Consider the following 24,482-nt stretch of genomic DNA (forward strand, 5'->3'; position numbering starts at 1 on the left):
AAAGATGCTGGCGGCGCAGGGCAAGGTGGAAGTGCAGGCGCAGAGCGATGGGCTGGATTTGCTGGCGCAAAAGGAACTGACGGTGGCGAGTCAGGACGACAGGGTGGTGGTGACGGCGAAGACGGAACTGCTGCTGAACTGCGGCGGGGCATTTATCCGCATCAAGGACGGGCAGATAGAGTTGGGGGCGCCGAACAACGTGTTGCTGAAAACCGCTGTGGTGCAGCGTATGAGCGCCGCCAGCCTGAATGTGCCTTTGCCCAATATGCCGCTGGTCGATGGTTGCAGCGAACACTTTATTATCACGGATCAGGCAACGGGCGAACCCCTTGCGGGCGTCCCTTACTCCATTGCTTACCAGCAGCAGCAAATCACCGGTATTAGCGATAAGCAGGGTAAAACCATCGCGGTGTATAGCCGGCAACCGGAGCCCTTAACACTACGGCCGCATATTGAGCAATTTAACCGGGAATGTTTGAACGCCAGCTATTGGGACGATGCAACCCCGTTGAAAATCGATTTTTCCCGCACGGATAAAAAGGATGAAGCAAAATGAGTACAGGGAAGAAAACGGCTACGCCGGCAACAGGCAGCGAGACAACCGCAAGCACAAAGAAAGAGCCGGGCGGCACCGCAGCGCCGGTAACCGATCCGCTGGATCTATGGTATCTGTGCGAGAAAGTGGGCTATGCGCTCAATAACCCGAAAGTCCGTTCGGACGGCCAGCCGATGTACCAACGGGTGGTCACGCAGTTTATTCGGCTGGATGATGAGATGTTCAGCTATCACTTTCCCTATATCGGCGAGGTGGGGTACGACATGACTCAACACCCGCCGAAGCCGGTGATGAGCCGCAGGCGGCCCAACTATCCCAGCACCTTTCCTTTATCCAAATACGCGGCGATTAAACTGGGACATGAGTGGCGCCTGCGCGGGTTGGTGGGCAGCGATATCGCCGTGGAGGTGGTGAGCGAATTAATGAGCCTGGATGAGCTGGAAAACGCCCTGACGCCGGAAATGCGACGAAGTGTCGGCAAGGCTAAGCCGCTGCCCGATGAATTAAAAAATCTGCTGGAAAAACAGCGCTCGGGGATGTTTCGCATTCCGGATGTGGTGCGGTTGAAAAACCGCATGTTGATTGGCAAGCAGGCCTTTAGTCAGCCTAATCTGCATACGGTGATTGAAATCAAGTTTCCGGGGGATGAGTTAACAATAGATCAACAACGAGCTTATGAGCGTATTGCAGGAGCAGAGAATTTTCGATTGCTGGAAACCCATACCTGTCAGGTGGATGACAAGACTAAACGGGAGTGGCTGCGGGACGCCAAAAAAGAGCCGGTCTATCTGCCCGTCGGCCTGGCCGGAGCGCGTAACCGGCTGTGCCAGCGCCCGGAGATCGAGGCCTATCCGCTGCTGGAAGGGCTGATCGCAAATGAGCACCAGCAGGTAAGAGACTATTTCGCGCCTTATTCTCCGCCGGTTAGCGCAGGCCCGCGTTTTGAGCCGATGCCCGACCCGGCAATCGCCGCCGCGCAGGCGCGTCAACGTCAGCGCGAACGGGCGCAGTTGGAAATGGCGCTGGGCGGGCCATTGTTCGCGATTTCAGCCGGCGTTGCCGCCGCGGGCGTAGTGACCGCAGCCGGCGGGTCGGCGACAGCGGCAACCGGCGGCGGCGGCCTGCTGCTGGGGCGGGCCGCCGGGCAGGTGGTGAGCTATGTGCGCAATATGCTGGCGGGCGGCGCAGTGGGAGCGGGTGGTTATGCCTTTGCCGAACAGCCCGCGACCACCGTGTCTTACTCGCTGACGTTAACCTTTTTAGACAATCCGGCGCAGCGGCGGCAGGATTACGTCTACTGGCCTGATTAAACAGAGGAATCTTGGAATGGATTTTTTTACCCGTTTTGAACAGGCGCGCTGGGAGTTTACCTATGGCGCGCCGGACAGCCCGGAGAAGCACAATGCCTTGCAGGTCGGGCTGGTGGCCTATTTTTATCTGGATAAGGGCTATACGGACGAGAAGCGTCAGGCGATGGCGGATATGCTGGCGCGCTATGACCGTGAATTCGGCGATAAACTGCGCTGGGGGTTTTACAAAGACCCCAAGAGAGGCGAATCCTATCGTAAACGTCCGCTGCAACAAAAGCAGGCGCAGATGCTGGCGGAAGACGGCGAGCATATGGATTTCTGGTGGGCCGCGGAAGAGGGTACCGCCTATGCCAGCGATTATCTATTCAGCATTGAGTCGCCTGCCGACTGGTTTGAGTATGTGCATCATGCTGTCTCTTGCGTGCTGTTTTATCTCCCGATTGAAGTATTAAAAGACGGTGGCGATAAACGCTTTGAGGCGCTATTGCTGGAGTTCTGCCAGCGTTTAAAGCCGATGCACGGTCTGGCCGGTCTGGGTGTACAGCAGTGCTATGCACGCGATAAGTATCAGCATCTGGAATATGAGATTGGGCAGGAATTTTTGGCCATTGATATAACCAATTCAAAGACCTGGGAGAGTGGGCGTGATGGTATCCGTTCAGTCAACTGGTATACCTTTGTGCAGAGCGAGTGGCTGGAAAAACTGGGCGGGGAGGCGGCGCTAAGGCGGCAACTGGCCGATCCGCGCCTCGCCCTGCTGCCCTACAGCGGCGGGGTGATGATCCGGGCGGGGGACTGGCCGGCGTTGGGTTGGGTCAGGGACGATCCCTACCCTGAGCTGTATGTGAAGGTCAATAATGCGCTGAAGCCTATCCGAGCGCCTGAGATTTGTTCGATGGGTTACGGCTCCATTTCCGGCGAGATCCGCTTTGATAAAAACTCCACCGCGGCGTGGCTGGCGCGCTTCGATCGTTCCGCTGCGCCGCCGGTGAAACCGGCGCCCGAGCTGGCGGAACAGCCAGAGCCGGATCCGGAGGCGCGCCGCCAGTTTCTGACGCAGCTTAGCGGGGAATCGTGCCGGTGCAGCGGTATCTGGAGCACCTATCAGGCCGGGCGCATCGTACGCCAGCATTTTAGCCAGGGCGATATTTTACCGCCGTGGCAGGACAGCGAGACGCGAAGCCGGGTGATCCACTGGACGCTGATAGAGCGGGACGACGGCATGAGCGCCCAGTTTCCGGCATAGGGAGCGTTATGGACTTTTTCACCCGTTTTGAACAGGCGCGCTGGGAGTTTACCTATGGCGCGCCGGACAGCCCGGAGGCGCACAATGCTTTGCAGGTTGGGCTGGTGGCCTATTTTTATCTGGATAAGGGCTATACGGACGAGAAGCGTCAGGCGATGGCGCAGGTGCTGGCGCGCTATGATAGCGAATTCGGCGATAAACTGCGCTGGGGATACATTGATGATCCTAATAAAGACAAAATTTATAAGCGTACACAATTACATCAATACCAGCAGACTATAATAGATAGAGATGGTGATGATATTGATATGTCCTGGGCTTCGGAGTCAGAGACTTGTTATGCCAGTGATTATTTAATAAAAATTAACTCTCCTGCCGACTGGTTTGAGTACATTCATCATGCCGTCTCTTGCGTGCTGTTTTATCTCCCGATTGAAGAATTAAAAGACGGCGGCGATAAACGCTTTGAGGCGTTACTGCTGGAGTTCTGCCAGCGTTTAAAGCCGCTGCACGGTCTGGCGGGGTTGGGTGTGCAGCAGTGCTATGAAAGTGAAAAATATGAGCATCTGGAATATGAGATTGGGCAGGAATTTTTGGCCATTGATATCCCAAACTCCCATACGTGGAAAACCGGGCGTGACGGTATTCGTTCGGTCAACTGGTATACCTTTGTGCAGACCGAGTGGCTGGAAAAACTGGGCGGGGAGGCGGCGCTAAGGCGGCAACTGACCGATCCGCGCCTCGCCCTTCTGCCCTATAGCGGCGGGGTGATGATCCGGGCGGGGGACTGGCCGGCGTTGGGTTGGGTCAGGGACGATCCCTATCCTGAGCTGTATGTGAAGGTGAATAATACGCTGAAGCCGATCCGCGCCCCTGAAATCGGCGGTATCCATCATGGCTCCATTTCCGGCGAGATCCGCTTTGATGAAAATTCCACCTCGGCGTGGCTGGCGCGCTTCGATCGTCCCGCTGCGCCGCCGGCGAAACCGGCGCCCGAGCCGGCGGAACAGACTGAGCCGGATCCGGAGGCGCGCCGCCAGTTTCTGACGCAGGTTAGCGGGGAATCGTGCCGGTGCAGCGGTATCTGGAGCACCTATCAGGCCGGGCGCATTGTGCGCCAGCATTTTAGCCAGGGCGATATTTTACCGCCGTGGCAGGACAGCGAGACGCGAAGCCGAGTGATCCACTGGACGCTGATAGCGCGGGACGACGGCATGAGCGCCCAGTTCCCGGCATAGGGAGAGTCATGGACTTTTTCACCCGTTTTGAACAGGCGCGCTGGGAGTTTACCTATGGCGCGCCGGACAGCCCGGAGAAGCACAATGCCTTGCAGGTCGGGCTGGTGGCCTATTTTTATCTGGATAAGGGCTATACGGACGAGAAGCGTCAGGCGATGGCGGATATGCTGGCGCGCTATGACCGTGAATTCGGCGATAAACTGCGCTGGGGGTTTTACAAAGACCCCAATAGAGGCGAGCCTTACCGTAAACGTCCGCTGCAACAAAAGCAGGCGCAGATGCTGGCGGAAAACGGCGACCATATGGATTTCTGGTGGGCTGCGGAAGAGGAAACCACCTATGCCAGCGATTATCTTATCAGCATGGTATCTCCTGCCGACTGGTTCGAGTATGTCCATAAATCAGTGAGTTATTTGCAGTTTTATCTCCCGATTGAAGAATTAAAAGACGACGGTGATAAACGCTTTGAGGCGTTGCTGCGGGAGTTCTGCCAGCGTTTAAAGCCGATGCATGGTCTGGCCGGTCTGGGTGTACAACAGTGCTATGAGCGTGATAAGTATCAGCATCTGGAATATGAGATTGGACAGGAATTTTTGGCCATTGATATTACCAACTCTAATACCTGGGAGAGCGGACGTGACGGTATCCGTTCGGTCAACTGGTATACCTTTGTGCAGACCGAGTGGCTGGAAAAACTGGGCGGGGAGGCGGCGTTAAGGCGGCAACTGGCCGATCCGCGCATCGCCCTGCTGCCCTATAGCGGCGGGGTGATGATCCGGGCGGGGGACTGGCCGGCGTTGGGTTGGGTCAGGGACGATCCCTACCCTGAGCTGTATGTGAAGGTCAATAATGCGCTGAAGCCTATCCGAGCGCCTGAGATTTGTTCGATGGGTTACGGCTCCATTTCCGGCGAGATCCGCTTTGATAAAAACTCCACCGCGGCGTGGCTGGCGCGCTTCGATCGTCCCGCTGCGCCGCCGGCGAAACCGGCGCCAGAACCGGCGGAACAGCCAGAGCCGGATCCGGAGGCGCGCCGCCAGTTTCTGACGCAGGTTAGCGGGGAGTCGTGCCGGTGCAGCGGTATCTGGAGCACCTATCAGGCCGGGCGCATCGTACGCCAGCATTTTAGCCAGGGCGATATTTTACCGCCGTGGCAGGATAGCGAGACGCGAAGCCGGGTGATCCACTGGACGCTGATAGAGCGGGACGACGGCATGAGCGCCCAGTTTCCGGCATAGGGAGAGTCATGGACTTTTTCACCCGTTTTGAACAGGCGCGCTGGGAGTTTACCTATGGCACGCCGGACAGTCCGGAGGCGCACAATGCCTTGCAGGTCGGGCTGGTGGCCTATTTTTATCTGGATAAGGGCTATACGGACGAGAAGCGTCAGGCGATGGCGCAGGTGCTGGCGCGCTATGACCGTGAATTCGGCGATAAACTGCACTGGGGATACATTGATGACCCTAAGAAAGATAAAACTTATAAGCGCACGCAATTACATCAATACCAACAAACAATAATAGATAGAGATGGTGATGATATCGATATGTCATGGGCTTCGGAGTCAGGGACGAGTTATGCTAGTGATTATTTATTCAGCATCGAGTCGCCTGCCGACTGGTTTGAGTATGTTCATAATTCAGTATCTTATGTGCAGATTTATCTTCCTATCGAAGTATTAAAAGACGGCGGTGATAGACGCTTTGAAGCTTTATTGCTGGAGTTCTGCCAGTGTTTAAAACCGATGCACGGTCTGGCCGGTCTGGGTGTGCAGCAGTGCTATGCCCGCGATAAGTATCAGCATCTGGAATATGAGATTGGGCAGGAATTTTTGGCCATTGATATTACCAACTCTAATACCTGGGAGAGCGGACGTGACGGTATCCGTTCGGTCAACTGGTATACCTTTGTGCAGACCGAGTGGCTGGAAAAACTGGGCGGGGAGGCGGCGCTAAAACAGCAACTGGCCGATCCGCGCCTCGCCCTGCTGCCCTACAGCGGCGGGGTGATGATCCGGGCGGGGGACTGGCCGGAGCTGGGGTGGGTCAGGGACGATCCCTACCCTGAGCTGTATGTGAAAGTCAATAATGCGCTGAAGCCGATCCGCGCCCCTAAAATCTATTCGATGGGCTACGGCTCCATTTCCGGCGAGATCCGCTTTGATAAAAACTCCACCGCGGCGTGGCTGGCGCGCTTCGATCATCCCGCTGCGCCGTCGGCGAAACCTGCGCCCGAGCTGGCGGAACAGCCAGAGCCGGATCCGGAGGCGCGCCGCCAGTTTCTGACGCAGGTTAGCGGGGAATCGTGCCGGTGCAGCGGTATCTGGAGCACCTATCAGGCCGGGCGCATCGTACGCCAGCATTTTAGCCAGGGCGATATTTTACCGCCGTGGCAGGACAGCGAGACGCGAAGCCGGGTGATCCACTGGACGCTGATAGCGCGGGACGACGGCATGAGCGCCCAGTTTCCGGCATAGGGAGCGTTATGGACTTTTTCACCCGTTTTGAACAGGCGCGCTGGGAGTTTACCTATGGCGCGCCGGACAGTCCGGAGGCGCACAATGCCTTGCAGGTCGATTTAGATGGTTATCTTCAACGGATCGATATGGGAAAGGTCACAAAACGGATTTACTGTGCAATGACCATATAATGCGGGTCGTTATTACGAGGGGCGATGCCCGTAACGTTATCGGGCATCGTGAAAAACGGAAAACGCGGTCAATGCAGCAAAAACAGCGTCGCCAGTCCGAGGAAGATAAAGAATCCGCCGGTATCGGTGATCGCCGTAATCATGACGCTGGAGCCAACGGCGGGATCGCGGCCTAACTTAACCATCAGCAGTGGGATCAATACGCCCATGAATGCCGCCAGCAGCAGGTTGAGCAGAATGGCCAGCATCATCACCCCGCCCATTTCGAGGCTGCCGTAGAGTGCGTAGGTGATCAGGCCCATCACGGTACCCCATATGACGCCATTGACCATCGCCACGCCCAGCTCCTTTAACAGCAGATAAGATTTTCGCCCATGCTCCAACTGATGCAGCGCCAGCGCCCGCACGATCATGGTGATGGTCTGGTTGCCGGTATTGCCGCCGAGTCCCGCCACGATCGGCATTAAGGTCGCCAGCGCCACCAGATGAGACAGCGTATTTTCAAACAGGCCGATAACGCGCGATGCCAACAGCGCCGTACACAGGTTGATGGCCAGCCAGGTCCAGCGATTGCGCACGGCTTTGTAGACCGGCGCATAAACATCCTCAGAAGGCGTTAAACCGCCGGAACGGCGCATATTGCTGTCGCTTTCTTTGTTAACCACATCCACGATATCTTCCACCGTCAGACGTCCCATCAACCGGCCTTTATTATCTACCACGGCGGCGGAGATCAGGTTATAACGTTCAAACGCCCCGGCGGCGTCCGCCGCCTGATCTTCCGGTTGAAACATCATCGGCTGCTTATTCATGATGGCGTCCACCTGTGTTCCCGGCGGATTCAGCAGTATGTCGGCCAATGAGAGTTCGCCAATCAGCGTGTTTTTACGATCGGTGACGAACAGCTTATCGGTGGAGTCCGGGATGGCCTTGCGGTAGCGCAGGTAACGCTGGACGGTCGCCAGGGTCACGTCAGGGCGTAGGGTGATGAGTTTGAAGTCCATGATGTGGCCGACGCACTCTTCGTCATAATTGATCGCCCCACGTAACTGCGCGCGCTGTTTTGGCTCCAGCGAGGTCAGTATCCGACCCAGCAACTGGCGGGGAAGAATGCGCGCTAGTTGCGCCTGCTCATCGACATCCAATATACGGACTGCCTTCAGAATATCTTTATTCCGCATATCGCTGATGAGATCGTCCGAGATGCTGTCGGAAACTTCAATCAGCACGCGTCCGCGTCTATCGATGGGGATCAGCCGCCACAGCGCCAGACGTTCATCATGCGGCAGCGATTCCAGCAGATCCGCCAAATCCGCGGCATGCAACCCGGTAATTAACCGGCATATTTCGGCTGTTTTATCGAGTAAGTCTTTATGCTCTGCGACGGTGTCTTCGGGGTGACGGTTAAGAATATCATCAACCAAATCATCGTTATCTAACAGTAAAAGAGAAATACGGCGCCGCAAAGCGGAAACTTTTTTTGCATTCGACATGATTTTTTATGCTCGGTCTGGTTTCGTTTCTGGTGTGTCTCTATCCCTGGTATTCCCGCCATACTCTACGCCGCCGAGGTGTCACGCTTTCGGCGGTGCGGTTTCCGGTTAGGTTTATTTGTTCGTGGGCGCGGATATCCGTTATTTGAGTGATGCGCAAGGATAAGCATAGTAAACATAGCGCAAAATCAGTGAATTAAGAATAAACGGTTGCTAATTAATGGCGAGCAGTATTTAACGATGCGAATGATGGGCGGCAGAAAACAGGCGTAACAAAAGATGACAGGACAAAAGACCTGACGACACAGTGACCTGAATAATGAGATTTCTGTTGCTACTGAAGTCCGCGTTATTCTTTCTTATTGATGGATATATCAGAGGCAATAAAAGGTTGTTCGATACGCTGTTGCTGTTTGTCCTGATGATAAGCAAATGCGCTGATGGTGGAGTAAGCAAAGCGGCCTAAGAGGATAATAAAACTGATGAGTAACACGGCGCGAGCTAGACGGGTTCCACTTCGTCGCGGTCGCATTGATATTCGTCGTCTGTGGGTAAGCGTAGACATTACCGTAAAATCTCCTGTGAAAGCGAACATTCGCTGTTGTTTATTTATACACAAGCATTCGGGGAGGTCAATCTCTTGGCATGAAAAAGTGCGGATCGGCGCGGGCGAATACGGCGGCGGGCGCTGACCGCCGTCACTGATGACTTGAGGTATGGATTGTGCGGTAAAAGGCTGATGGTTAAATCAGCCTTTATCTTGCGTTTTCTGCAACGCGGCTTATTCGAGGGTTTTGCCTTTGAGTTCCGGCACCAGGAAAAGGGTCGCCAGAATATCAATAACGTAAATGCCGGCCAGCAGGGCGATAGCCACCGGGAATGAATAGAGGCTGGTCACCGCGCCGATAACGATGGGGCCGAATCCGCCGACGGCCCGGCCGATATTAAACAGCACGTTTTGCGCGGTGGCCCGCGCCTCGGTTGGGTAGGCTTCAGACATCAGCGCGCCGTATCCTCCCATCATACCGTTAACAAACATACCCAGCAGCGCGCCGGCCCACAGCATGGTGACCGGATCGGACAACTGCGAATAGGTCAGCACCATGATCAGCGCACCGCTCTGGAATAACAGGAAGCTGGGTTTTCGTCCGATGCGATCGGCGATTTGCCCAAAAATCCAGATACCGGCGATCATGCCCAAAATGGTAACCGACGTCCACATAGCCGATTTGGTAAGGTTGAACCCCAGCGTCTTGGAGAGAAAACTGGGCATCCAGATCATGATGCCGTAATAACCAAAGTTTTGTACTGACGTCAGGATAATAATGCCGGCGCTGATTTTGCTGGTGGCTTTATCTTTGACCAGCAGCCTGAACGACTCAAGAGCCGGTTTCTTTTTCGTTTTCTTACGAACAAACACTTCCGGTTCATGCAGGCGATGACGGATAAACCAGGCGACGAAGGCCGGGATCACGCCGACAATAAACATACCGCGCCAGCCGATATACGGCAGCAGGAGCGGCGTAAGCACTGCGGCGGCCAATACGCCAGTCTGCCAGCCCAGCGCGACATAAGAAGAGGCGCGGGCGCGATGACGAGCCGGCCACGCTTCGGCGGCCAGCGCCATGCCGATACCGAACTCGCCTCCCAAACCAATACCGGCTATCGTCCGGTACACCAGTAAATCCCAGTATCCCTGAGCAAAGGCGCACAGGCCGGTAAACACGGCAAAGAGCACAATGGTCCAGGTCAGCACGCGGATACGGCCGTAACGATCGCTCAGGGCGCCAAAAATCAGTCCGCCGATGACCGCGCCGATCAGCGTCCAGGTGACCAGCGAGCCGGCCTGACCGGTCGTCAGATTCAGGTCGGCCGAGATAGCTGTCAGCATGAACCCGAGAATCAGCAGATCGAAACCGTCCATGGCGTAACCTACCGCCGATCCGGCCAGGGCTTTCCAGCTATAGCTATCGACGACTTGTTTTTCCGCATGTGCAGGTGCTGCTGAAGATATTTTATCAGGATAGGTTGGATCCATGGTTTTGCTCCTGGTGTTCGCTAAGTAAATATCAAAGTAACGTCGTGTCGCAACAGGCTCATTACTGAGATGAATAATGGAAGTATCAATTTTGATACAGAAAAATAAGCAATTATGGTGCCAGAAATAGGTTTGAAAAACGTATGGGGGAACGAACGCGGCAAACGAAGATAAAAAATCAGTGGTTTCATTATAACTAATTGATTTTAAATTTATTTATTGGTCTGGGTTTATCGTGGGATAAATAGGCGCGAGGAGTGATTATCCATAAATACTATTTATTACTGACGGCTAACCGCGCTTTTCTGGTGCGTGCTAACCGCTGATGCACCAAGTTAGTGCTTGGCGACTAAGCGCATGCACAAAAAAGATCCCTGGCACGCGGCCAGTAAAGGGCGACGCTAATTATCGCAGGCGTTAAAAAAAGTGATTTGTTTCATTTTTGATACGGCAGGTGGAGGAACGGCGCCGGCGACGGTCGGGCATCGCGGAAGTATGTCCGACCGGGGGTTTTTCAGAAATATTTTTTGCCCGACCAGTAGGTGGCGACCAACCGATTGATCGCTTGATAACGTTGTTCCGCCGGAACCGCGCTGCTACTCAGAATGTCTTTAACGATATCCAATAAGTCCGTCATTTCTTTTTTCGCCCTGGAGGCGAAATCCGGACTGATCGCCTGGTCGGCATACAGCGTGACGTAACTGTCGGCCAAACCGCGCAGAATGTAATAGGACACCGCGTTATCCGGATCGCTGCTGATAAGGCCGTCTAAACCCTTTCGCAGGGCGACATAGCTGTCAGTTCCGTCGAGACTGTCAGTAAATGTATGATATACGTTTGAAAAATCCATCACTGCCACCTTTGATTAGCATCATCCGGCTATACCCGTCTTCAGGCCGACAGCGGAACCTGATCCTCTGAGCATTGAGTTCGGCCTGGCGCCGGAAAACAAAGAGGATGGCCGCCCGCCTGCAACCTGTATATCTGCTGAGTATAGTTTTGGAAAACTTCACTTTCTAAATCTAATGCGCCGGCTTGTCAACCAATCTCTGTGTCTGAAGTATAAAAAATGAGACGAATATCTCCATGATAGGTTTTTCCTATATCTCATGGGCAAGGGGTAAATTATAAAATCAGTATAAACAACAGGATAGTTACCCGGCAGCTTATGCGTAATCATTATTTGTCTAAATTTTTAGACAAATATCTTGACTCAATGCGGATAACCGGACAACACTGAAATTCCCCGGCCGCTGTATGGTTGGTTTGGCGGTAATGGCGGCGAAGAGGGGCTGTGTCGAGTCATCGGCACTGTGTGAGCGGTTTTTCGATCGTGTTGAAGCGGGATATGCGCAGTGCTTAAGCGCGCGGGGTTTTATGATGCGGCCATGTTTTAATGCCATAGATATCGGATACTTACTGGAAGAACTGCGTTCTTTTTCCACCACGACGGGCGAAAAAGGCGTAACGCGTCTGGCTTTTAGCGAAGCCGATGAAGCGGCGCATCATTTTCTGGCGAAGAAAATGGCGTCGCTGGGGCTTAACGTCAGTCGTGATGCGGCCGGTAATCTCTTTGCGCGTCTGCCGGGTCGGGATAGCGCCTTGCCCGCGGTCGGAACCGGCTCTCATATTGATACGGTGCCGTCCGGCGGTCTCTACGATGGGACGCTGGGGGTCGTCGGCGGTTTATATGCCTTGTTGCAGTACCAGCCGGGCGAACTGCGGCGGGATCTGGAACTGGTGGTTTTCAGAGGCGAAGAGTCAAGCCGGTTTGGTTTTTCCTGTATCGGCAGCAAGTTGTTGACCGGACGCAGTGACGTGAAAAAATGGCAGGAAATTACCGATGACAGCGGACTGAACGTCTTTCAGGCGATGGCGCAGCGCGGCTATCAGACAAGCCGACTGGCGAGTTGTGCGCTGAGCGAACAACGCTATTCGGCATTTGTGGAACTGCATATCGAGCAGGGACGAGTGCTGGAACACGAAGGCCAAGCCATCGGTATCGTGCATGGCATCGCCGCGCCGACCCGTTTTCGGGTAACGGTTACCGGCTGCGCCGATCACTCCGGCGCAACGCCGATGTATCAGCGCCATGATGCGCTGGTCGCCAGCGCGATGATTATCAATGATATTCATCATGCCGCCTGCAAGGAGATCATTTATGGCACGGTGGGTACCGTAGGCAAGCTGGATGTTACGCCGAACGCCATGAACGTTATTCCGGGGCTGGTAAAATTTTATGTCGATATACGCGGTATCGACCCGGCGAGTATTCAGCGAGTCATCGAGCGACTGAAAGATTCTGTCGGTAAAACGGCGAAAGAAAATGATGTCGAGATCGCGCTCGAATTAGTGGCGGCGGAAAGTCCGGTGCCGCTTGATGAGTCCATTTGCGCTGTGATTGAAAATATCGCCAATGAGCAAGGCGTGAGTTATCGCCGCATGCTGAGCGGCGCCGGCCACGACGCCATGTATATGGCGACGCAATACCCGACGGCCATGATATTCGCGCCATCGAAAAACGGCATTAGTCATCATCCGGATGAATATACCAGCCCGGACGAGATAATAACGGCGGTGAAGGTGCTGCAACAGACGCTGGCGCATTTAGCCGACGCGGCTTGATTAATAGCGATCCAGCGTTTCCTGCAATAATTTGCAGGCGTCTTCGCCTTTGGCGGCATGATGCCAGAGCTCGTCAAAAAGCGACTGATGATGAAATATCGCCTCTTTAGAGGAAGAAACCCAGGCGACGCCTGAATGAATATTGGGTAATTCGCCCAGCCGGAATGGGCTGGAGGCCACGGAAAGCGGCTCGTCGTTTTTATAAAAAATCTGGAATGTGGATGAGGGAAGCGGCTCGGTGGTAATCGCCACCTGAATAAGGCTCTTTTTCTCCTCAAGCAGTTGTAATAAATGCCGGACTTCCTCGCGGGCGAGAAGAACGCGTTCCATTCTGGCGCTGGGAGAGATATTCAGCGTGCCGATAAGGCCCAGATGAATGAATTTTTCAATATGCTGAATGCCGATGAGGTTATGAATCTTTGGCAGATGCTTATTCAGATGAAACTTTCGTTCAGACAAAATATCAAGGGTTTGTAATGATTTTTCATCTAATACGTCTGAAGACTTACGATGATTGTCCGCTTCCAGCAACATTTGTTTCAGGTGATCGTCGTAATGCTCAGACGTCAGCAGATAGGAAAAGGGTTCGAAGTGGGAATAAATACGCGTTGAATTCTCTTCGAGCTGGCGCATTCTTTCAAAGAAACCGCTGGCGTGAGAATAATACTCCATGCCGACGCCCAGAAGCGTTTCGAACGTGGTATTCAGGCATTCCGCCAGACGCTCGAGCGTTTCAATTTTTTTTATATCGCCTTTTTCCAGTCGATATACGGCGGCGCGGGATATGCCAAGCGCTGAAGCAATTTGTTCGGCATTTAAGGAGGCCGCTATACGATAAGCTCTCAGTCTTTGTCCGATAGCCAGATAATCGATCGCGGTATTTTTCATGGTGTCCTGTATGCCTGAATTTTGCGGCATCTTAACATCAAAGGCTCAAACTGACAATGTAGCGCGCTTGCGGCGTAATTCGCCGGATAAACGGGGACCGACATGGAAAACCGTCGCGGAGCAATGGTTATACGAGATGACGGTCGGAGGATATAACCTCATCGGCCAGATAATATTGATAATGAAATTGATGAGTTATTTATTTTTATTGTGGTTCGCCACACCAGGGAAACCAAATAGATTCACGCTGTTTTATCGCTGAGCAATAAGTATGGCGGTTATGTCTTCACGTCGTTTTATAACAACGCGGCATCAGTGTATGGCGCGTTATTATTCATGGTGCGGATAACCAGGCGACGTTTTATCGGGTAACAATGATTTTGATGATTATTTAACGGAGGCGTCATGTCTGCTATTGATGGAACCGCTCGGGTTATCAGCAACCAATGGGTAAACAGCGAATACAAGCATATGGCGGTTCACGTCGGGCCGGTCGCCGCGCAAGTCAAACCGGGGCAATTCTTTAATCTGCTATGCCCGCGAACCGATGCGGATAAGCCTTTTTTTCGTCGTCCCATGAGCACCTGGTTTGCCGATGCGCGGCAAGGGCGGGTGGATTTTCTCTACAAAGTCGTGGGGGCGGGGACGCGCGGACTTGCCACGCTGAATCCGGACGATAGCTTGAATTACCTTGGCCCGTTGGGGAAGGGGTTCACGCTAAAACCCGCCTATCGCCATATTCTGGTGGTCGGTCGGGGCGTGGGGCTGGCGACGCTGGCGCCGCTGGCCGAACACGCCGCCGCCATGAATATTCAGGTTACGGCGTTGCTCAGTGCGAAAGATCGGGAACGGCTGATGTCGCAGCATCGTTTTCTGGATAGCGGCGCGCAACTGATTGAAGTGATTGATAGCGACGGCTCCAGCGCGACGGAGAATGTCGAGCGTCTGATTCGTTCATTGCACCGGCATCGGCCGATTGATGCGGCCTATACCTGCGGTTCGTCGCGTCTGATTCGCCTGTTGCAGAATTTGTCCGAGACGCTGAATTTTGAAGGCGAAGTCGCGCTGGAGCAGCAGATGGCCTGCGGGCTCGGCATGTGTTACTGCTGCGTGCGCCCGATGAAAGTCGGCATGAGCGAGCAAATTGAGAGTAAGCGCGTGTGTTATGACGGCCCGGTATTTAATCTGCGGGAGGTGGTGCTGTGATCGATCTGTCCGTCAATATCAGCGGATTGCGGCTGGCTAATCCGGTGATGCCGGCTTCCGGCACTTTCGCTGAAGGGTTAACCGAGGTGATGGACGTCAACCGGCTGGGCGCATTTGTCACCAAAACCTTTACCCTGCGCCCGCGCAGCGGGAATCCGCTGCCGCGCGTGTGCGAACTGGATTCCGCCATGCTCAACTCGATTGGCATTCCGGGGAAGGGCGTTGATCACTTTATTCAACATGTGGTGCCGTTCTGGCAACGCTACCAGCCGCCGCTGATTGTCAGTATTTCCGCCAATACGGCGGATGAGTTTGCCGCACTGGCCGAGCGGTTAAATGAGGTGGAGGGCATAACGGCGATCGAGGCGAATATTTCCTGTCCCAACATTGAGGCGGACGGCAAAGCGTTTGCGATAGAGGCCGGCTCCACCGCACGCGTTATGCGGGCTTTACGCAACGCGACGCGTTTACCGCTGTGGGCGAAACTGACGCCGAATACGTCGGATATCGTTTCCGTTGCTCAGGCCGTTGAAAATGAAGGGGGCGATGCCATCGTGGTCGGCAATACCCTGCTGGGGATGAGTATCGATATTCGCAGCCGCCGCCCAACGCTGGGTAACATTATGGGCGGGTTATCCGGTCCGGCGATCAAACCCATCATGCTGCGCATGGTTTATCAGTGCCATCGGCAGGTTTCCATTCCGATCATCGGCTGCGGCGGCATTAGTCATGCGCACGATGTGATTGAGTATTTTTACGCCGGCGCCAGCGCGGTTCAGGTGGGGACGGCAACATTTATTCATCCGCGCGCGATGATCACCATACTTGACGATCTTAATGAATATTGTAGGCAGCAGGGCGTCAGTCATATTGCGCAGTTGACCGGCGCGATAGTCGATGACGCCGTAACCCCTTATAGCGCTATCTACTGAAAGGGCCACGCGCCGGGGCGTTTTCCCCCCGACGCGATGGCCATGCGGATCAGGCCGGCTCTTCTTCGATATTCAGCTTCCAGCCGGTAACGTCCCGCCAGTATTCCTGCTCGCGCTCTAAATCCAACTGCACCAGGGTATTCTGGCTGAAAAAGCCGTGTGGGAAAATCAGCGTCCAATGGTTATCGTCGGTGTTCAGGCGCAGCGTTTCCGGCGTGGTGGTGGCCTGCCGCTGATTATTCAGCAGCGTGGCGAGACGCAACAGCTGAACCATGGGCAAATACTGTTTCTTTTTGAACAGATTCAGACGCGGCAACTCTTCCAGCTTGATGGCCTTGCGGTGTAAGCGCACGATCAGGGACAGCAATAACTGCTGTTCCTGATTGAAGCCGGGCAGGTTGGTATTTTGCAGAATATAGGCGGAGTGGCGGTGCATGCCGCTGTGGTTTATTCCCAGCCCCACTTCATGCAGCATCGACGCCCAGTTCAGAATCGCTTTCAACTGCGGATGAACCAGACCGGGATTGCGCTTCGCCCACTGCGCATACAACAGTTCAGACGTTTCCAGCACTCGCCGGGCCTGTTCGCGATCGATATTGTAATGACTGGCGAGGCTTTGCGCCGTACGAATGCGGATATCCTGATGGCGGAAACGGCCTTCCATTTCATACAGTACGCCTTCGCGCAGCGCGCCGTCGGACAGGCGCAATTCTTTGATCGACAGCGCGTCAAAGACGCCGCACAGAATGGCTAAGCCGGGAACCAGCACCGACTGGCGCTCTTCCGGCAGCCCCGGCAGGCTCAGCGATTTGAAGGATTTGAACTGTAAAATCTGCTCGCGCAGCATTTCCAGCCGTCCCGGCGTAATCAGGCCGTCCTTCTTCCCCATCGCCAGCAGAATTTCATGGGTCGCTTTGATGGTGCCGGAGGCGCCCAGCGCGTATTCCCAGCCGTAGATCCGATATTGCCAGGCCAGCGTTTCCAACTTCTGGGCCGCCGCCAGACGCGCGCGTTTAAAATTGTTCTCGCTGATTTCGCCGTCGGGAAAAAACTGCTGAGCAAAGCTGACGCAGCCCATGCGGCGGCTTTCGATCAGTATCGGTTCGAAGTCTTCGCCGATGACCAGCTCGGTAGAGCCGCCGCCGATATCGATGACCAGCTTGCGGCCTTTTTCCGGCTGCGTGTGTTCCACGCCCATGAAAATCAAGCGCGCTTCTTCATGGCCGGAGATGATTTCGATCGGGTAGGGCATAATGTCGGCGGCCCGGCGCAGAAATTCCTGCGCGTTTGCCGCCTGACGCAAAGCGTGCGTGCCGACAATCGACACATTCAGCGCGGAGAACCCCTGCAACCGTTCGGCAAACAGCGCCAGGCAACTCAAACCCCGCTCCATCGCTTCCTCGCTGAGCATGTTTTGACTGTCCAGCCCATCGGCCAGATAAACGCGCTGTTTTAAACGACTCAGTACCTGAAGCGCGCCGTTCACCACGCGGGCGATCACCATATGAAAACTGTTGGATCCCAGGTCGACGGCGGCGAATTCCTGGGGTTTTACGACATTGTCATCTTCGTGTGTTAAAGGCATTATTCAGGTCTTTCTCCGGGTTGCTCAAGCGCCTTGATGTAATCATAGACGGCATTTTGCGCACGCACTTTTCGGCGGTTGCCGCGCGATACATAACGATTACTCAGTTCTTTGTCAATCACACGGGCTTTCACCGTATCGCTGAATTGAATATCAAGAATGTCCAAAATGCGATTTTTCAATATCGGGTCGAGTACTTCGACGGCGACTTCAATACGATAATCGATATTGCGCGTCATCCAGTCGGCGGATGAAAGATACACTTTCTTATCGCCGCCGTTATTAAATACATACACCCGATCGTGCTCCAGATAACGGTCGACGATACTGATAGCCTGAATATTGTCGCTGACGCCCGGCAAATCGGGGAGCAGCGAACACATGCCGCGAACCAGCAGATTGATTTTCACGCCGGCGGCGGAGGCCTGATACAGTTTCTCCACCAGCCCTTTATCCACCAGATTATTTACCTTAAGGGTAATGCCCGCCGCGATATCCGCCCGCGCGTTTTCGATTTCTTTATCGATCAATTGATAAAGTTTGTCACGCGAGTTTTGCGGCGAAACCATCAGATATTCAAAGGATACCGGGCGGTAAGGGTTCTCGATGAAGTTAAATACCCGGCGCACCTCATTGGTGATGCGTTCATCCGCGGTGAGCAACGAATAGTCGGTATACAACCGGGCGGTTTTTTCATTGAAGTTGCCGGTGCCGATATGGGCGTAACGCACGATGTGCTCCCCTTCGCGGCGGGAAATCAAAAACAGTTTGGCGTGAATTTTCAGCCCCGGCACCGAGAAAATCACATGGACTCCAGCTTCGGTCAACTGTTTGGCCCAGTGGATATTGGCCTCCTCGTCAAAACGCGCCTGCAATTCCACCACCACGGTGACCTTCTTGCCATTGTGCGCCGCATGGATCATCGAGGTGATGATGCGCGAGTCTTTGGCCACCCGGTAAATATTGATTTTGATCGCCAGCACGCTGGGGTCAAACGAGGCCTGACGCAGCAGTTCCAGCACATGCTCGAACGTATGGTACGGATAGTACAGCAGGATATCGCGTTCGCGGATGGTGTCGAAACCGTTGCGGAAATGATTGAACCCGTCATGACGCAGGCGCGGCAACGGTTTGTTTTCCAGATTGGCCCGGCCGACGTTGGGGAAAGAGATAAAGTCTTTAAAATTATGGTAACGGCCGCCGGGGATCACGGAGTCAAACGAAGATATCCCCAGTTTCTCCTGCAAGATGGAGACCATGGCGTCCGGCATGTCGCGCTGATACACGAACCTGACCGGCTCCGCCGTCAGACGCTGCTTAAGACTGGAGGACATCAGTTCCAGCAGGCTGGATTCCATTTCCGTCACCAGATCGTATTCGGCGTCGCGCGTCATTTTCATCGAATAGGCGTTCAGCGCATCGTAATCGAAAAAGCCCTTGAAGATGTCATTCAGGCAGTAGCGCAGGATGTTATCGATTAAAATCATGGTTTTGCGCCGCCGCGGCGCTTCCGCCGGCAGGTTTACGAAGCGGGGTACCTTATCGGATGGGATCTCCAGCAATGCGTAATTGATTTCGTCGCCGCGAATAATTTCCACCGCCAGATAGGTGTAGTCGTCTTTCAGGAACTGCACCAGATTGGTGTCGTGCAGGATCAGGATCGGCGTGATATGCGGGCGCAAGTATTGTCTGAAATACTCTCTTAGCCAATCCTGCTGGTTGGGGGAAACCTGACGCTCGTTGACCAGAAAGATCTGGTTACGGGCCATTTCCAACAGTAAATCATTATAAAGGCTGTCAAATAGCCGATCGGTTTTCAGAACCCGCGCCTGAATCTTGCCCAGAAGGTGGCGCAAGCTGCCGTCCGACCCCTGTTCTTCGTTGATGAGAATGCGTCTTTTCAGATCGGCAAAACGAACTTTATAAAACTCATCGAGATTGTTGGAGTAAATGCCAAGAAAGCGCATACGCTCGATCAGGGGGTTGCTTTTATCTGCCGCTTCCTGAAGCACCCGTTCATTAAAGGATAACCAACTTAACTCTTTCTCAATGTAGAGTTTATCCTGACTCATTTTCACTCCGTTAGACTATATGCCGAATATCTATACCCAATAAATATCAACGCGTGATCGGGCGACAGCCGCGCGGATTCTTCCCAACTCGTTTAGTCAACGCAGCGACAGGAACGACGAGTCTGCCGGCCGTGGGTCTGAACGCGGCTCCCGGCGATCGCGCGGAGCAGAAGCCGGGTGATTTGGAGAAGCCGATACCACTGCAACTTGAAAGATGAAGGGTATAGCAACATTATGGCGCGTTCATGACGATAAAATCTAATACGCAGACGGACTTACCATTGTCATATTATGGGGGTAAAGGCGACATATGCTACCCCGTTTTTGCGGGGGGATGAACAATTAACGGAACGCCGACGAGTTGAAGATCACGGCGAGAGCGATGGAAAACACAGGTAACCGATTACAGTGCCGGGATCGCCGTGTGCTGGATGACGCGGTGGAGCATGCTCTGCGCGCGGCGGCGTTATGGCATGAGGTGAAGGATCGGCTCGGCGCTGGATCCCATCTCAACGCGGGTGATTGAAGCGTTGTTCGGCAGCCTGAAGCGGCATTTTACCCTGGTGCTGGTGACGCATAATATGCCGCAGGCGGCGCGCGTTTCCGATTACACGGCCTCTATCCATCAGGGGAAGTTAATCGAGTTTAATCATACGGATGATTTATTTACCTCGCCGGCTCAACGATGCACGGAAGATTATATAACCGGGCGGTTTGGTTAAAAACCGGCGCGTGGTTTTATGTGTTCGATCAAGATAATGAAAACTGGCTGGGAATTGTCCGTGCCATTTGAAAAACCGATGGTAAAATATACCGCATTAATCGTGCTGGCGAATGGCGGGTATAATGAGATTTAACACCATGAATGAAGGCGAAATTATTACCGAACTTTGCCGAAGAATAAAAGATGCCCGTATCCAACAGCGTTTATCTCAGGTTGATCTTGCAGAACGGGCGGGGTTAGGTATTGCGACAATTAAACGCGCGGAGATGGGGGAGTCGATAACGCTCAGCAGTTTATTGTGCATCTTGCGCGGGCTTAATCGTTTGCATCAATTGGATGGGGTTTTATTTGACGCCGAGGTGGCGGCGTTTAACGCGCAGGTGAGCGGCGAGAAAAAACGCCCGCCGCTGCGGATCCGCAAGAAATCGGCGCCTGCGGAGAAAATATCGACTAACCACAAGAAAATAAAAGAAAAGACAAGCAGTACGATAGACTGGTATATCTCCGCCGCTGAAAACAATATTGTCTGGTCACGAGCGGAAAATAAAAAGAAATAACCCTTTCTCGTTATGTTTGTTATTTTTTACCTTGCGGCTGATTATTTACATGCTGTTAATGACGTTGGTTTTATACCGTGTTTTTCCTATCCGTTTAGCGAAAACCGGTCAATGAATAAAGCGATACATTAACCGGCGGTTTTATGTGATCTGAAACATGGCGGGGATAATATCTTTATTTTCGCCGCTTATTCGCACAGCACGACTTTAATGGCTAATCCGCCGCGCGACGTTTCGCGGTACTTGGCATTCATATCCTTACCGGTTTCGAACATCGTCTCGATGACTTTATCTAATGAAACTCGCGGTTCACTGCTTCGTCGCATCGCCATGCGGGCGGCGTTGATGGCCTTAACCGCCGCGATGGCGTTACGTTCAATACAGGGAACCTGCACCTGACCGGCAACCGGATCGCAGGTCAACCCCAGATTATGCTCCATGCCGATTTCCGCTGCGATGCAAACCTGTTCCGGGTTGGCGCCGAGTAATTCCGCCAGACCCGCCGCGGCCATCGAACAGGCGACGCCGACTTCCCCCTGACAGCCGACTTCGGCGCCGGAAATGGAGGCGTTCATTTTATATAACAGGCCGATGGCGCCGGCGGCTAAAAAGTAACGCAGGTAAGACTCCGGCGTAACCGGCTGGATGAAATGGTCGTAGTAAGCCAATACGGCGGGAATAATGCCGCAGGCGCCGTTGGTGGGCGCGGTGACCACGCGACCGCCCGCCGCGTTTTCTTCCGCGACGGCCATCGCGAACATATTGACCCAATCCATCGCATCCATGGGATCGCTGGAGAATCTGTCGTTAATGAACAATAAACGGTGCAGAGCGGAGGCGCGACGCGGCACTCGCATCGGGCCGGGCAGTACGCCTTCGGTATTCATGCCGCGATGAATGCCGTTTTGCATGGTCTGCCAGACTTTGGCGAAATAGTCTTCTATCGTTTCCCGGCCGTGCAGCGCTATCTCATTTTTCATGACGATGGCCGACACCGAGAGGCAATTATCGCGGCAATGGCGCAGCAACTTTTGCGCGGAAAAGAACGGGTATGGCGCGCGCTCCGCCTCGGCGTCCGCTTGAGTGAAATTTTCCTGATCGACGACAAAACCGCCGCCGATGGAATAATAGGTTTTGCTGTAAACCAGTTCCTGCTGATGGTAAGCGCGGATTGTCATGCCGTTCTCATGGAGCGGCAGATTTTCCGCCTGGAAACGCATGGCGCTCTCCAGCGGGAAAGCGACCTCGTATTGCCCGTTGAGGAGCGGCAGTCGGTGGTTTTCTTTTACCTGTTGAATAAACGCCGGGATGCTGTCGATATCGACGCTGTCCGGCAGGTTGCCGGCTAATCCCATAATGATCGCGATATCCGTATGGTGACCTTTCCCGGTTAGCGACAGAGAGCCATAAACATCGACCGCGATGCGCGTGACCGATGAAATAAGCGATTTGCCGACCAGGTCGTCCGTGAACATTTTGCCGGCTTTCATCGGGCCGACGGTATGTGAACTGGAAGGACCGATACCAATTTTGAAAATGTCGAATACGCTGACCATAATGACTTCCTCTAAAAAACGCCAGTGCGATACTGGCGTTGATATTCCCGTCATCTTTCAGGTTCCGATATGTCGGCGGCAACGTGAAATCTATTGGGCGTAGATGGCTAATGAGGTTGTCTGGATTAACCAAACAGGCTGTAAACGATAGCGGAGATGGCGATCAGCCCCATGATGGTGACGAAGACATTGCTGATGTGGCCGCTGTATTTTTTCATCGCCGGCACTTTCTGAATGGCGTACATCGGCATCAGGAACAGCAGGCAGGCGATAATAGGGCCGCCCAGCGTTTCAATCATGCGAAGAATGCTGGGGTTCAGCGTCGCCACCATCCAGGCGGTGATCAGCATGAACAGGGCGGTGATGCGGTTCAGTTTGCCGCTGGAAATACTTTTTCCCTTGCCGCGCAGCGACTTCACAATCATGCCGTTGAAACCTTCGCTGGCGCCCAGATAGTGGCCGAGGAACGATTTGGAAATGGCGATGGTGGCGATCACCGGCGCCAGATAGGCCATCATTGGGTTATTAAAGTGATTGGCCAGATAAGAGAGGATGGATATGTTCTGGACTTTCGCTTCCATCAGCTCAGCCGGAGACAGACTCAGCACGCAGCTGAATACGAAGAACATCACGGTAATCACCATCATGATATGGCTGTAAGACAGAATGCGGGAGCACTTCTTCTCGGCCTGTTCGCCATACTCTTTACGCTTGGCGACGGCAAAAGAGGAGATAATCGGCGAGTGATTGAATGAGAAAACCATCACCGGGATCGCCAGCCACAGCGTCGCCAGCAAACTATTGCCGGTGACGTTATTGGCCAGAGAGACATTCTCGAATACCGACGTATTCCAGTGCGGCACCAAATACAGCGCCAGGACCATTAACACGGCGACGAACGGATAAACCAGGATGCTCATGGCCTTAACGATCATGGCTTCGCCAAAACGGACGATGAACATGAGTCCCAGGATCAATATTAATGACAGCAGCGCTCGCGGCGGCGCCGTTAAATGCATTTGGTGAGTAATGAAACTCTCCACCGTATTGGTGATCGCCACACTGTAAACCAGTAAAATGGGATAAATTGCAAAAAAATATAACAGAGTGATTAATTTACCCGCGCCAACGCCGAAATGTTCTTCAACCACTTCGGTTATATCTTCACCACCTTTGTTGCCCGACAATACGAAACGGCATAAAGCGCGGTGAGAATAATAGGTCATAGGGAAAGCAATAATGGCCATAATAATTAATGGTATAAGGCCGCCAATACCCGCATTTATCGGTAGAAATAATACGCCTGCGCCAATCGCGGTGCCATAAAGGCCCAGCATCCAGACGGTATCGCTTTTCCGCCAGGCTGAAGCCTGTTCTAATACCTGACTGCTGCCTTGAATTGTGCTCATGCTAGTTTCTCCTTAGTGAACACAGTGTATAAAAAATACAGTACCGGCAAGTTGCCGTTACAGGGACAAAAAATAAACAGGACATATGAAATATGTCGATGGGGAATACTGTTTGTGGCCGCATTCTATAGCGGCGCTGCCCGTGAATAATATTGATGCGATCACATAAATGAATTGACGTTAATTATTTTAATAAACATTGATATAATTTAAAACATCATAAATGATACGTTAAATATAATAGTTTTTAACAGCTCTTTTCTGATGCGTTAATTGATTTTTATAGCGTGAAAATTAACCAGAATATTAACGGAATAAAAATAATCCGGAATAAATAATAAACGCAAATTTCGGCATGTCACGCGGAAAGTCTCTATTCGTTTTATCTCTTGGAGACG

At 53.4% G+C, this 24,482-nt stretch carries 20 protein-coding genes and 1 pseudogene; 12 read left to right on the forward strand and 9 right to left on the reverse strand.

Translation table 11 applies throughout. The features are described 5' to 3' along the window. The 7 genes from ABRZ28_RS21415 to ABRZ28_RS21445 all read left to right on the forward strand — a co-directional run. On the forward strand, positions 1 to 556 hold a 556-nt coding region (locus tag ABRZ28_RS21415; protein ID WP_330521491.1), incomplete at its 5' end, for a DUF2345 domain-containing protein. After that, positions 553 to 1,866, forward strand: a complete 1,314-nt coding sequence (locus tag ABRZ28_RS21420) for a VRR-NUC domain-containing protein (protein ID WP_330521492.1) — start codon at positions 553 to 555, stop codon at positions 1,864 to 1,866. The genes ABRZ28_RS21415 and ABRZ28_RS21420, both read left to right, overlap by 4 nt. A gap of 16 nt (positions 1,867 to 1,882) precedes the next feature. After that, positions 1,883 to 3,112, forward strand: coding sequence for a type VI immunity family protein (locus ABRZ28_RS21425; RefSeq protein ID WP_330521493.1), 1,230 nt, complete (start codon positions 1,883 to 1,885; stop codon positions 3,110 to 3,112). A gap of 8 nt (positions 3,113 to 3,120) precedes the next feature. Beyond that, positions 3,121 to 4,350 (forward strand): type VI immunity family protein, encoded by a 1,230-nt coding sequence (locus ABRZ28_RS21430; RefSeq protein ID WP_330521494.1) that lies wholly within the window; start codon positions 3,121 to 3,123, stop codon positions 4,348 to 4,350. A gap of 8 nt (positions 4,351 to 4,358) precedes the next feature. Beyond that, entirely contained in the window at positions 4,359 to 5,588 is a 1,230-nt protein-coding gene (locus ABRZ28_RS21435; RefSeq protein ID WP_330521495.1) for a type VI immunity family protein, read from the forward strand. Between the two features lie 8 nt (positions 5,589 to 5,596). Then, the gene (locus ABRZ28_RS21440; protein ID WP_330521496.1) at positions 5,597 to 6,826 is read left to right on the forward strand and encodes a type VI immunity family protein; all 1,230 of its coding nucleotides are present in this window, start codon (positions 5,597 to 5,599) and stop codon (positions 6,824 to 6,826) included. Positions 6,827 to 6,834: 8 nt separating this feature from the next. Next, entirely contained in the window at positions 6,835 to 6,999 is a 165-nt protein-coding gene (locus ABRZ28_RS21445; protein WP_319605836.1) for a hypothetical protein, read from the forward strand. Between the two features lie 68 nt (positions 7,000 to 7,067). Here ABRZ28_RS21445 and mgtE read toward each other — a convergent pair whose 3' ends face one another. The 4 genes from mgtE to ABRZ28_RS21465 all read right to left on the reverse strand — a co-directional run bounded on the left by mgtE (position 7,068) and on the right by ABRZ28_RS21465 (position 11,380). Next, positions 7,068 to 8,492, reverse strand: coding sequence for a magnesium transporter (mgtE, locus tag ABRZ28_RS21450; protein WP_319605837.1), 1,425 nt, complete (start codon positions 8,490 to 8,492; stop codon positions 7,068 to 7,070). Positions 8,493 to 8,841: 349 nt separating this feature from the next. After that, positions 8,842 to 9,057, reverse strand: coding sequence for a YfgG family protein (locus ABRZ28_RS21455; RefSeq protein ID WP_319605838.1), 216 nt, complete (start codon positions 9,055 to 9,057; stop codon positions 8,842 to 8,844). 216 nt (positions 9,058 to 9,273) lie between these two features. Further along, on the reverse strand, positions 9,274 to 10,416 hold the full coding sequence (locus ABRZ28_RS21460) for an MFS transporter (protein WP_413556351.1): 1,143 nt from the start codon (positions 10,414 to 10,416) through the stop codon (positions 9,274 to 9,276). Positions 10,417 to 11,044: 628 nt separating this feature from the next. Beyond that, positions 11,045 to 11,380, reverse strand: coding sequence for a hypothetical protein (locus ABRZ28_RS21465; protein WP_319605840.1), 336 nt, complete (start codon positions 11,378 to 11,380; stop codon positions 11,045 to 11,047). Positions 11,381 to 11,907: 527 nt separating this feature from the next. Between ABRZ28_RS21465 and ABRZ28_RS21470 the strand changes: the two genes are divergently transcribed. Further along, positions 11,908 to 13,155 carry a M20 family metallo-hydrolase gene (locus ABRZ28_RS21470; RefSeq protein WP_330521497.1) on the forward strand — a complete coding sequence of 416 codons (1,248 nt, stop codon included), beginning with the start codon at positions 11,908 to 11,910 and terminating at the stop codon, positions 13,153 to 13,155. On the opposite strand, the gene ABRZ28_RS21475 is transcribed toward ABRZ28_RS21470, so the two are convergent. Further along, the gene (locus ABRZ28_RS21475; RefSeq protein ID WP_319605842.1) at positions 13,156 to 14,043 is read right to left on the reverse strand and encodes a helix-turn-helix domain-containing protein; all 888 of its coding nucleotides are present in this window, start codon (positions 14,041 to 14,043) and stop codon (positions 13,156 to 13,158) included. A 405-nt stretch (positions 14,044 to 14,448) separates the two neighbouring features. On the opposite strand from ABRZ28_RS21475, the gene ABRZ28_RS21480 reads away from it, so the two are divergent. Together ABRZ28_RS21480 and ABRZ28_RS21485 are read left to right on the forward strand one after the other, a co-directional pair. Then, the gene (locus tag ABRZ28_RS21480; protein WP_319605843.1) at positions 14,449 to 15,249 is read left to right on the forward strand and encodes a dihydroorotate dehydrogenase electron transfer subunit; all 801 of its coding nucleotides are present in this window, start codon (positions 14,449 to 14,451) and stop codon (positions 15,247 to 15,249) included. Further along, a complete protein-coding gene (locus ABRZ28_RS21485) occupies positions 15,246 to 16,181 on the forward strand; it encodes a dihydroorotate dehydrogenase (RefSeq protein WP_330521499.1) in 936 nt (311 codons plus the stop codon). Before ABRZ28_RS21480 ends, ABRZ28_RS21485 begins: the two co-directional genes overlap by 4 nt. Before the next feature lie 49 nt (positions 16,182 to 16,230). Here ABRZ28_RS21485 and ppx read toward each other — a convergent pair whose 3' ends face one another. Then, entirely contained in the window at positions 16,231 to 17,766 is a 1,536-nt protein-coding gene (gene ppx / locus ABRZ28_RS21490; RefSeq protein ID WP_319605845.1) for an exopolyphosphatase, read from the reverse strand. Next, the gene (gene ppk1, locus ABRZ28_RS21495) at positions 17,766 to 19,838 is read right to left on the reverse strand and encodes a polyphosphate kinase 1 (protein ID WP_319605846.1); all 2,073 of its coding nucleotides are present in this window, start codon (positions 19,836 to 19,838) and stop codon (positions 17,766 to 17,768) included. The genes ppx and ppk1 overlap by 1 nt, the downstream gene beginning before the upstream one ends. A gap of 394 nt (positions 19,839 to 20,232) precedes the next feature. On the opposite strand from ppk1, the pseudogene ABRZ28_RS21500 reads away from it, so the two are divergent. After that, positions 20,233 to 20,560 (forward strand): annotated as a pseudogene (locus ABRZ28_RS21500) (ATP-binding cassette domain-containing protein); the annotation flags it as partial. 124 nt (positions 20,561 to 20,684) lie between these two features. Further along, positions 20,685 to 21,119, forward strand: a complete 435-nt coding sequence (locus ABRZ28_RS21505) for a helix-turn-helix domain-containing protein (RefSeq protein ID WP_319605847.1) — start codon at positions 20,685 to 20,687, stop codon at positions 21,117 to 21,119. A 188-nt stretch (positions 21,120 to 21,307) separates the two neighbouring features. On the opposite strand, the gene ABRZ28_RS21510 is transcribed toward ABRZ28_RS21505, so the two are convergent. Both ABRZ28_RS21510 and ABRZ28_RS21515 read right to left on the reverse strand, forming a co-directional pair. Beyond that, on the reverse strand, positions 21,308 to 22,675 hold the full coding sequence (locus ABRZ28_RS21510) for an L-serine ammonia-lyase (protein ID WP_330521538.1): 1,368 nt from the start codon (positions 22,673 to 22,675) through the stop codon (positions 21,308 to 21,310). 125 nt (positions 22,676 to 22,800) lie between these two features. Beyond that, on the reverse strand, positions 22,801 to 24,084 hold the full coding sequence (locus ABRZ28_RS21515) for an HAAAP family serine/threonine permease (RefSeq protein ID WP_319605849.1): 1,284 nt from the start codon (positions 24,082 to 24,084) through the stop codon (positions 22,801 to 22,803). Positions 24,085 to 24,482 lie beyond the last annotated feature (398 nt).

The sequence above is a fragment of the Brenneria sp. g21c3 genome, assembly GCF_040240345.1.
Taxonomy (GTDB): Bacteria; Pseudomonadota; Gammaproteobacteria; order Enterobacterales; family Enterobacteriaceae; genus Brenneria.

Excerpts from the sequence above, each read along its gene's own strand:
- ABRZ28_RS21420 (WP_330521492.1), top strand. The coding sequence starts at position 553 with ATGAGTACAGGGAAGAAAACGGCTACGCCGGCAACAGGCAGCGAGACA.
- ABRZ28_RS21425 (WP_330521493.1), top strand. The coding sequence starts at position 1,883 with ATGGATTTTTTTACCCGTTTTGAACAGGCGCGCTGGGAGTTTACCTAT.
- ABRZ28_RS21430 (WP_330521494.1), top strand. The coding sequence starts at position 3,121 with ATGGACTTTTTCACCCGTTTTGAACAGGCGCGCTGGGAGTTTACCTAT.
- ABRZ28_RS21435 (WP_330521495.1), top strand. The coding sequence starts at position 4,359 with ATGGACTTTTTCACCCGTTTTGAACAGGCGCGCTGGGAGTTTACCTAT.
- ABRZ28_RS21440 (WP_330521496.1), top strand. The coding sequence starts at position 5,597 with ATGGACTTTTTCACCCGTTTTGAACAGGCGCGCTGGGAGTTTACCTAT.
- ABRZ28_RS21445 (WP_319605836.1), top strand. The coding sequence starts at position 6,835 with ATGGACTTTTTCACCCGTTTTGAACAGGCGCGCTGGGAGTTTACCTAT.
- mgtE (WP_319605837.1), bottom strand. The coding sequence starts at position 8,492 with ATGTCGAATGCAAAAAAAGTTTCCGCTTTGCGGCGCCGTATTTCTCTT.
- ABRZ28_RS21455 (WP_319605838.1), bottom strand. The coding sequence starts at position 9,057 with ATGTCTACGCTTACCCACAGACGACGAATATCAATGCGACCGCGACGA.
- ABRZ28_RS21460 (WP_413556351.1), bottom strand. The coding sequence starts at position 10,416 with ATGGACGGTTTCGATCTGCTGATTCTCGGGTTCATGCTGACAGCTATC.
- ABRZ28_RS21465 (WP_319605840.1), bottom strand. The coding sequence starts at position 11,380 with ATGGATTTTTCAAACGTATATCATACATTTACTGACAGTCTCGACGGA.
- ABRZ28_RS21470 (WP_330521497.1), top strand. The coding sequence starts at position 11,908 with ATGATGCGGCCATGTTTTAATGCCATAGATATCGGATACTTACTGGAA.
- ABRZ28_RS21475 (WP_319605842.1), bottom strand. The coding sequence starts at position 14,043 with ATGAAAAATACCGCGATCGATTATCTGGCTATCGGACAAAGACTGAGA.
- ABRZ28_RS21480 (WP_319605843.1), top strand. The coding sequence starts at position 14,449 with ATGTCTGCTATTGATGGAACCGCTCGGGTTATCAGCAACCAATGGGTA.
- ppx (WP_319605845.1), bottom strand. The coding sequence starts at position 17,766 with ATGCCTTTAACACACGAAGATGACAATGTCGTAAAACCCCAGGAATTC.
- ppk1 (WP_319605846.1), bottom strand. The coding sequence starts at position 19,838 with ATGAGTCAGGATAAACTCTACATTGAGAAAGAGTTAAGTTGGTTATCC.
- ABRZ28_RS21505 (WP_319605847.1), top strand. The coding sequence starts at position 20,685 with ATGAGATTTAACACCATGAATGAAGGCGAAATTATTACCGAACTTTGC.
- ABRZ28_RS21510 (WP_330521538.1), bottom strand. The coding sequence starts at position 22,675 with ATGGTCAGCGTATTCGACATTTTCAAAATTGGTATCGGTCCTTCCAGT.
- ABRZ28_RS21515 (WP_319605849.1), bottom strand. The coding sequence starts at position 24,084 with ATGAGCACAATTCAAGGCAGCAGTCAGGTATTAGAACAGGCTTCAGCC.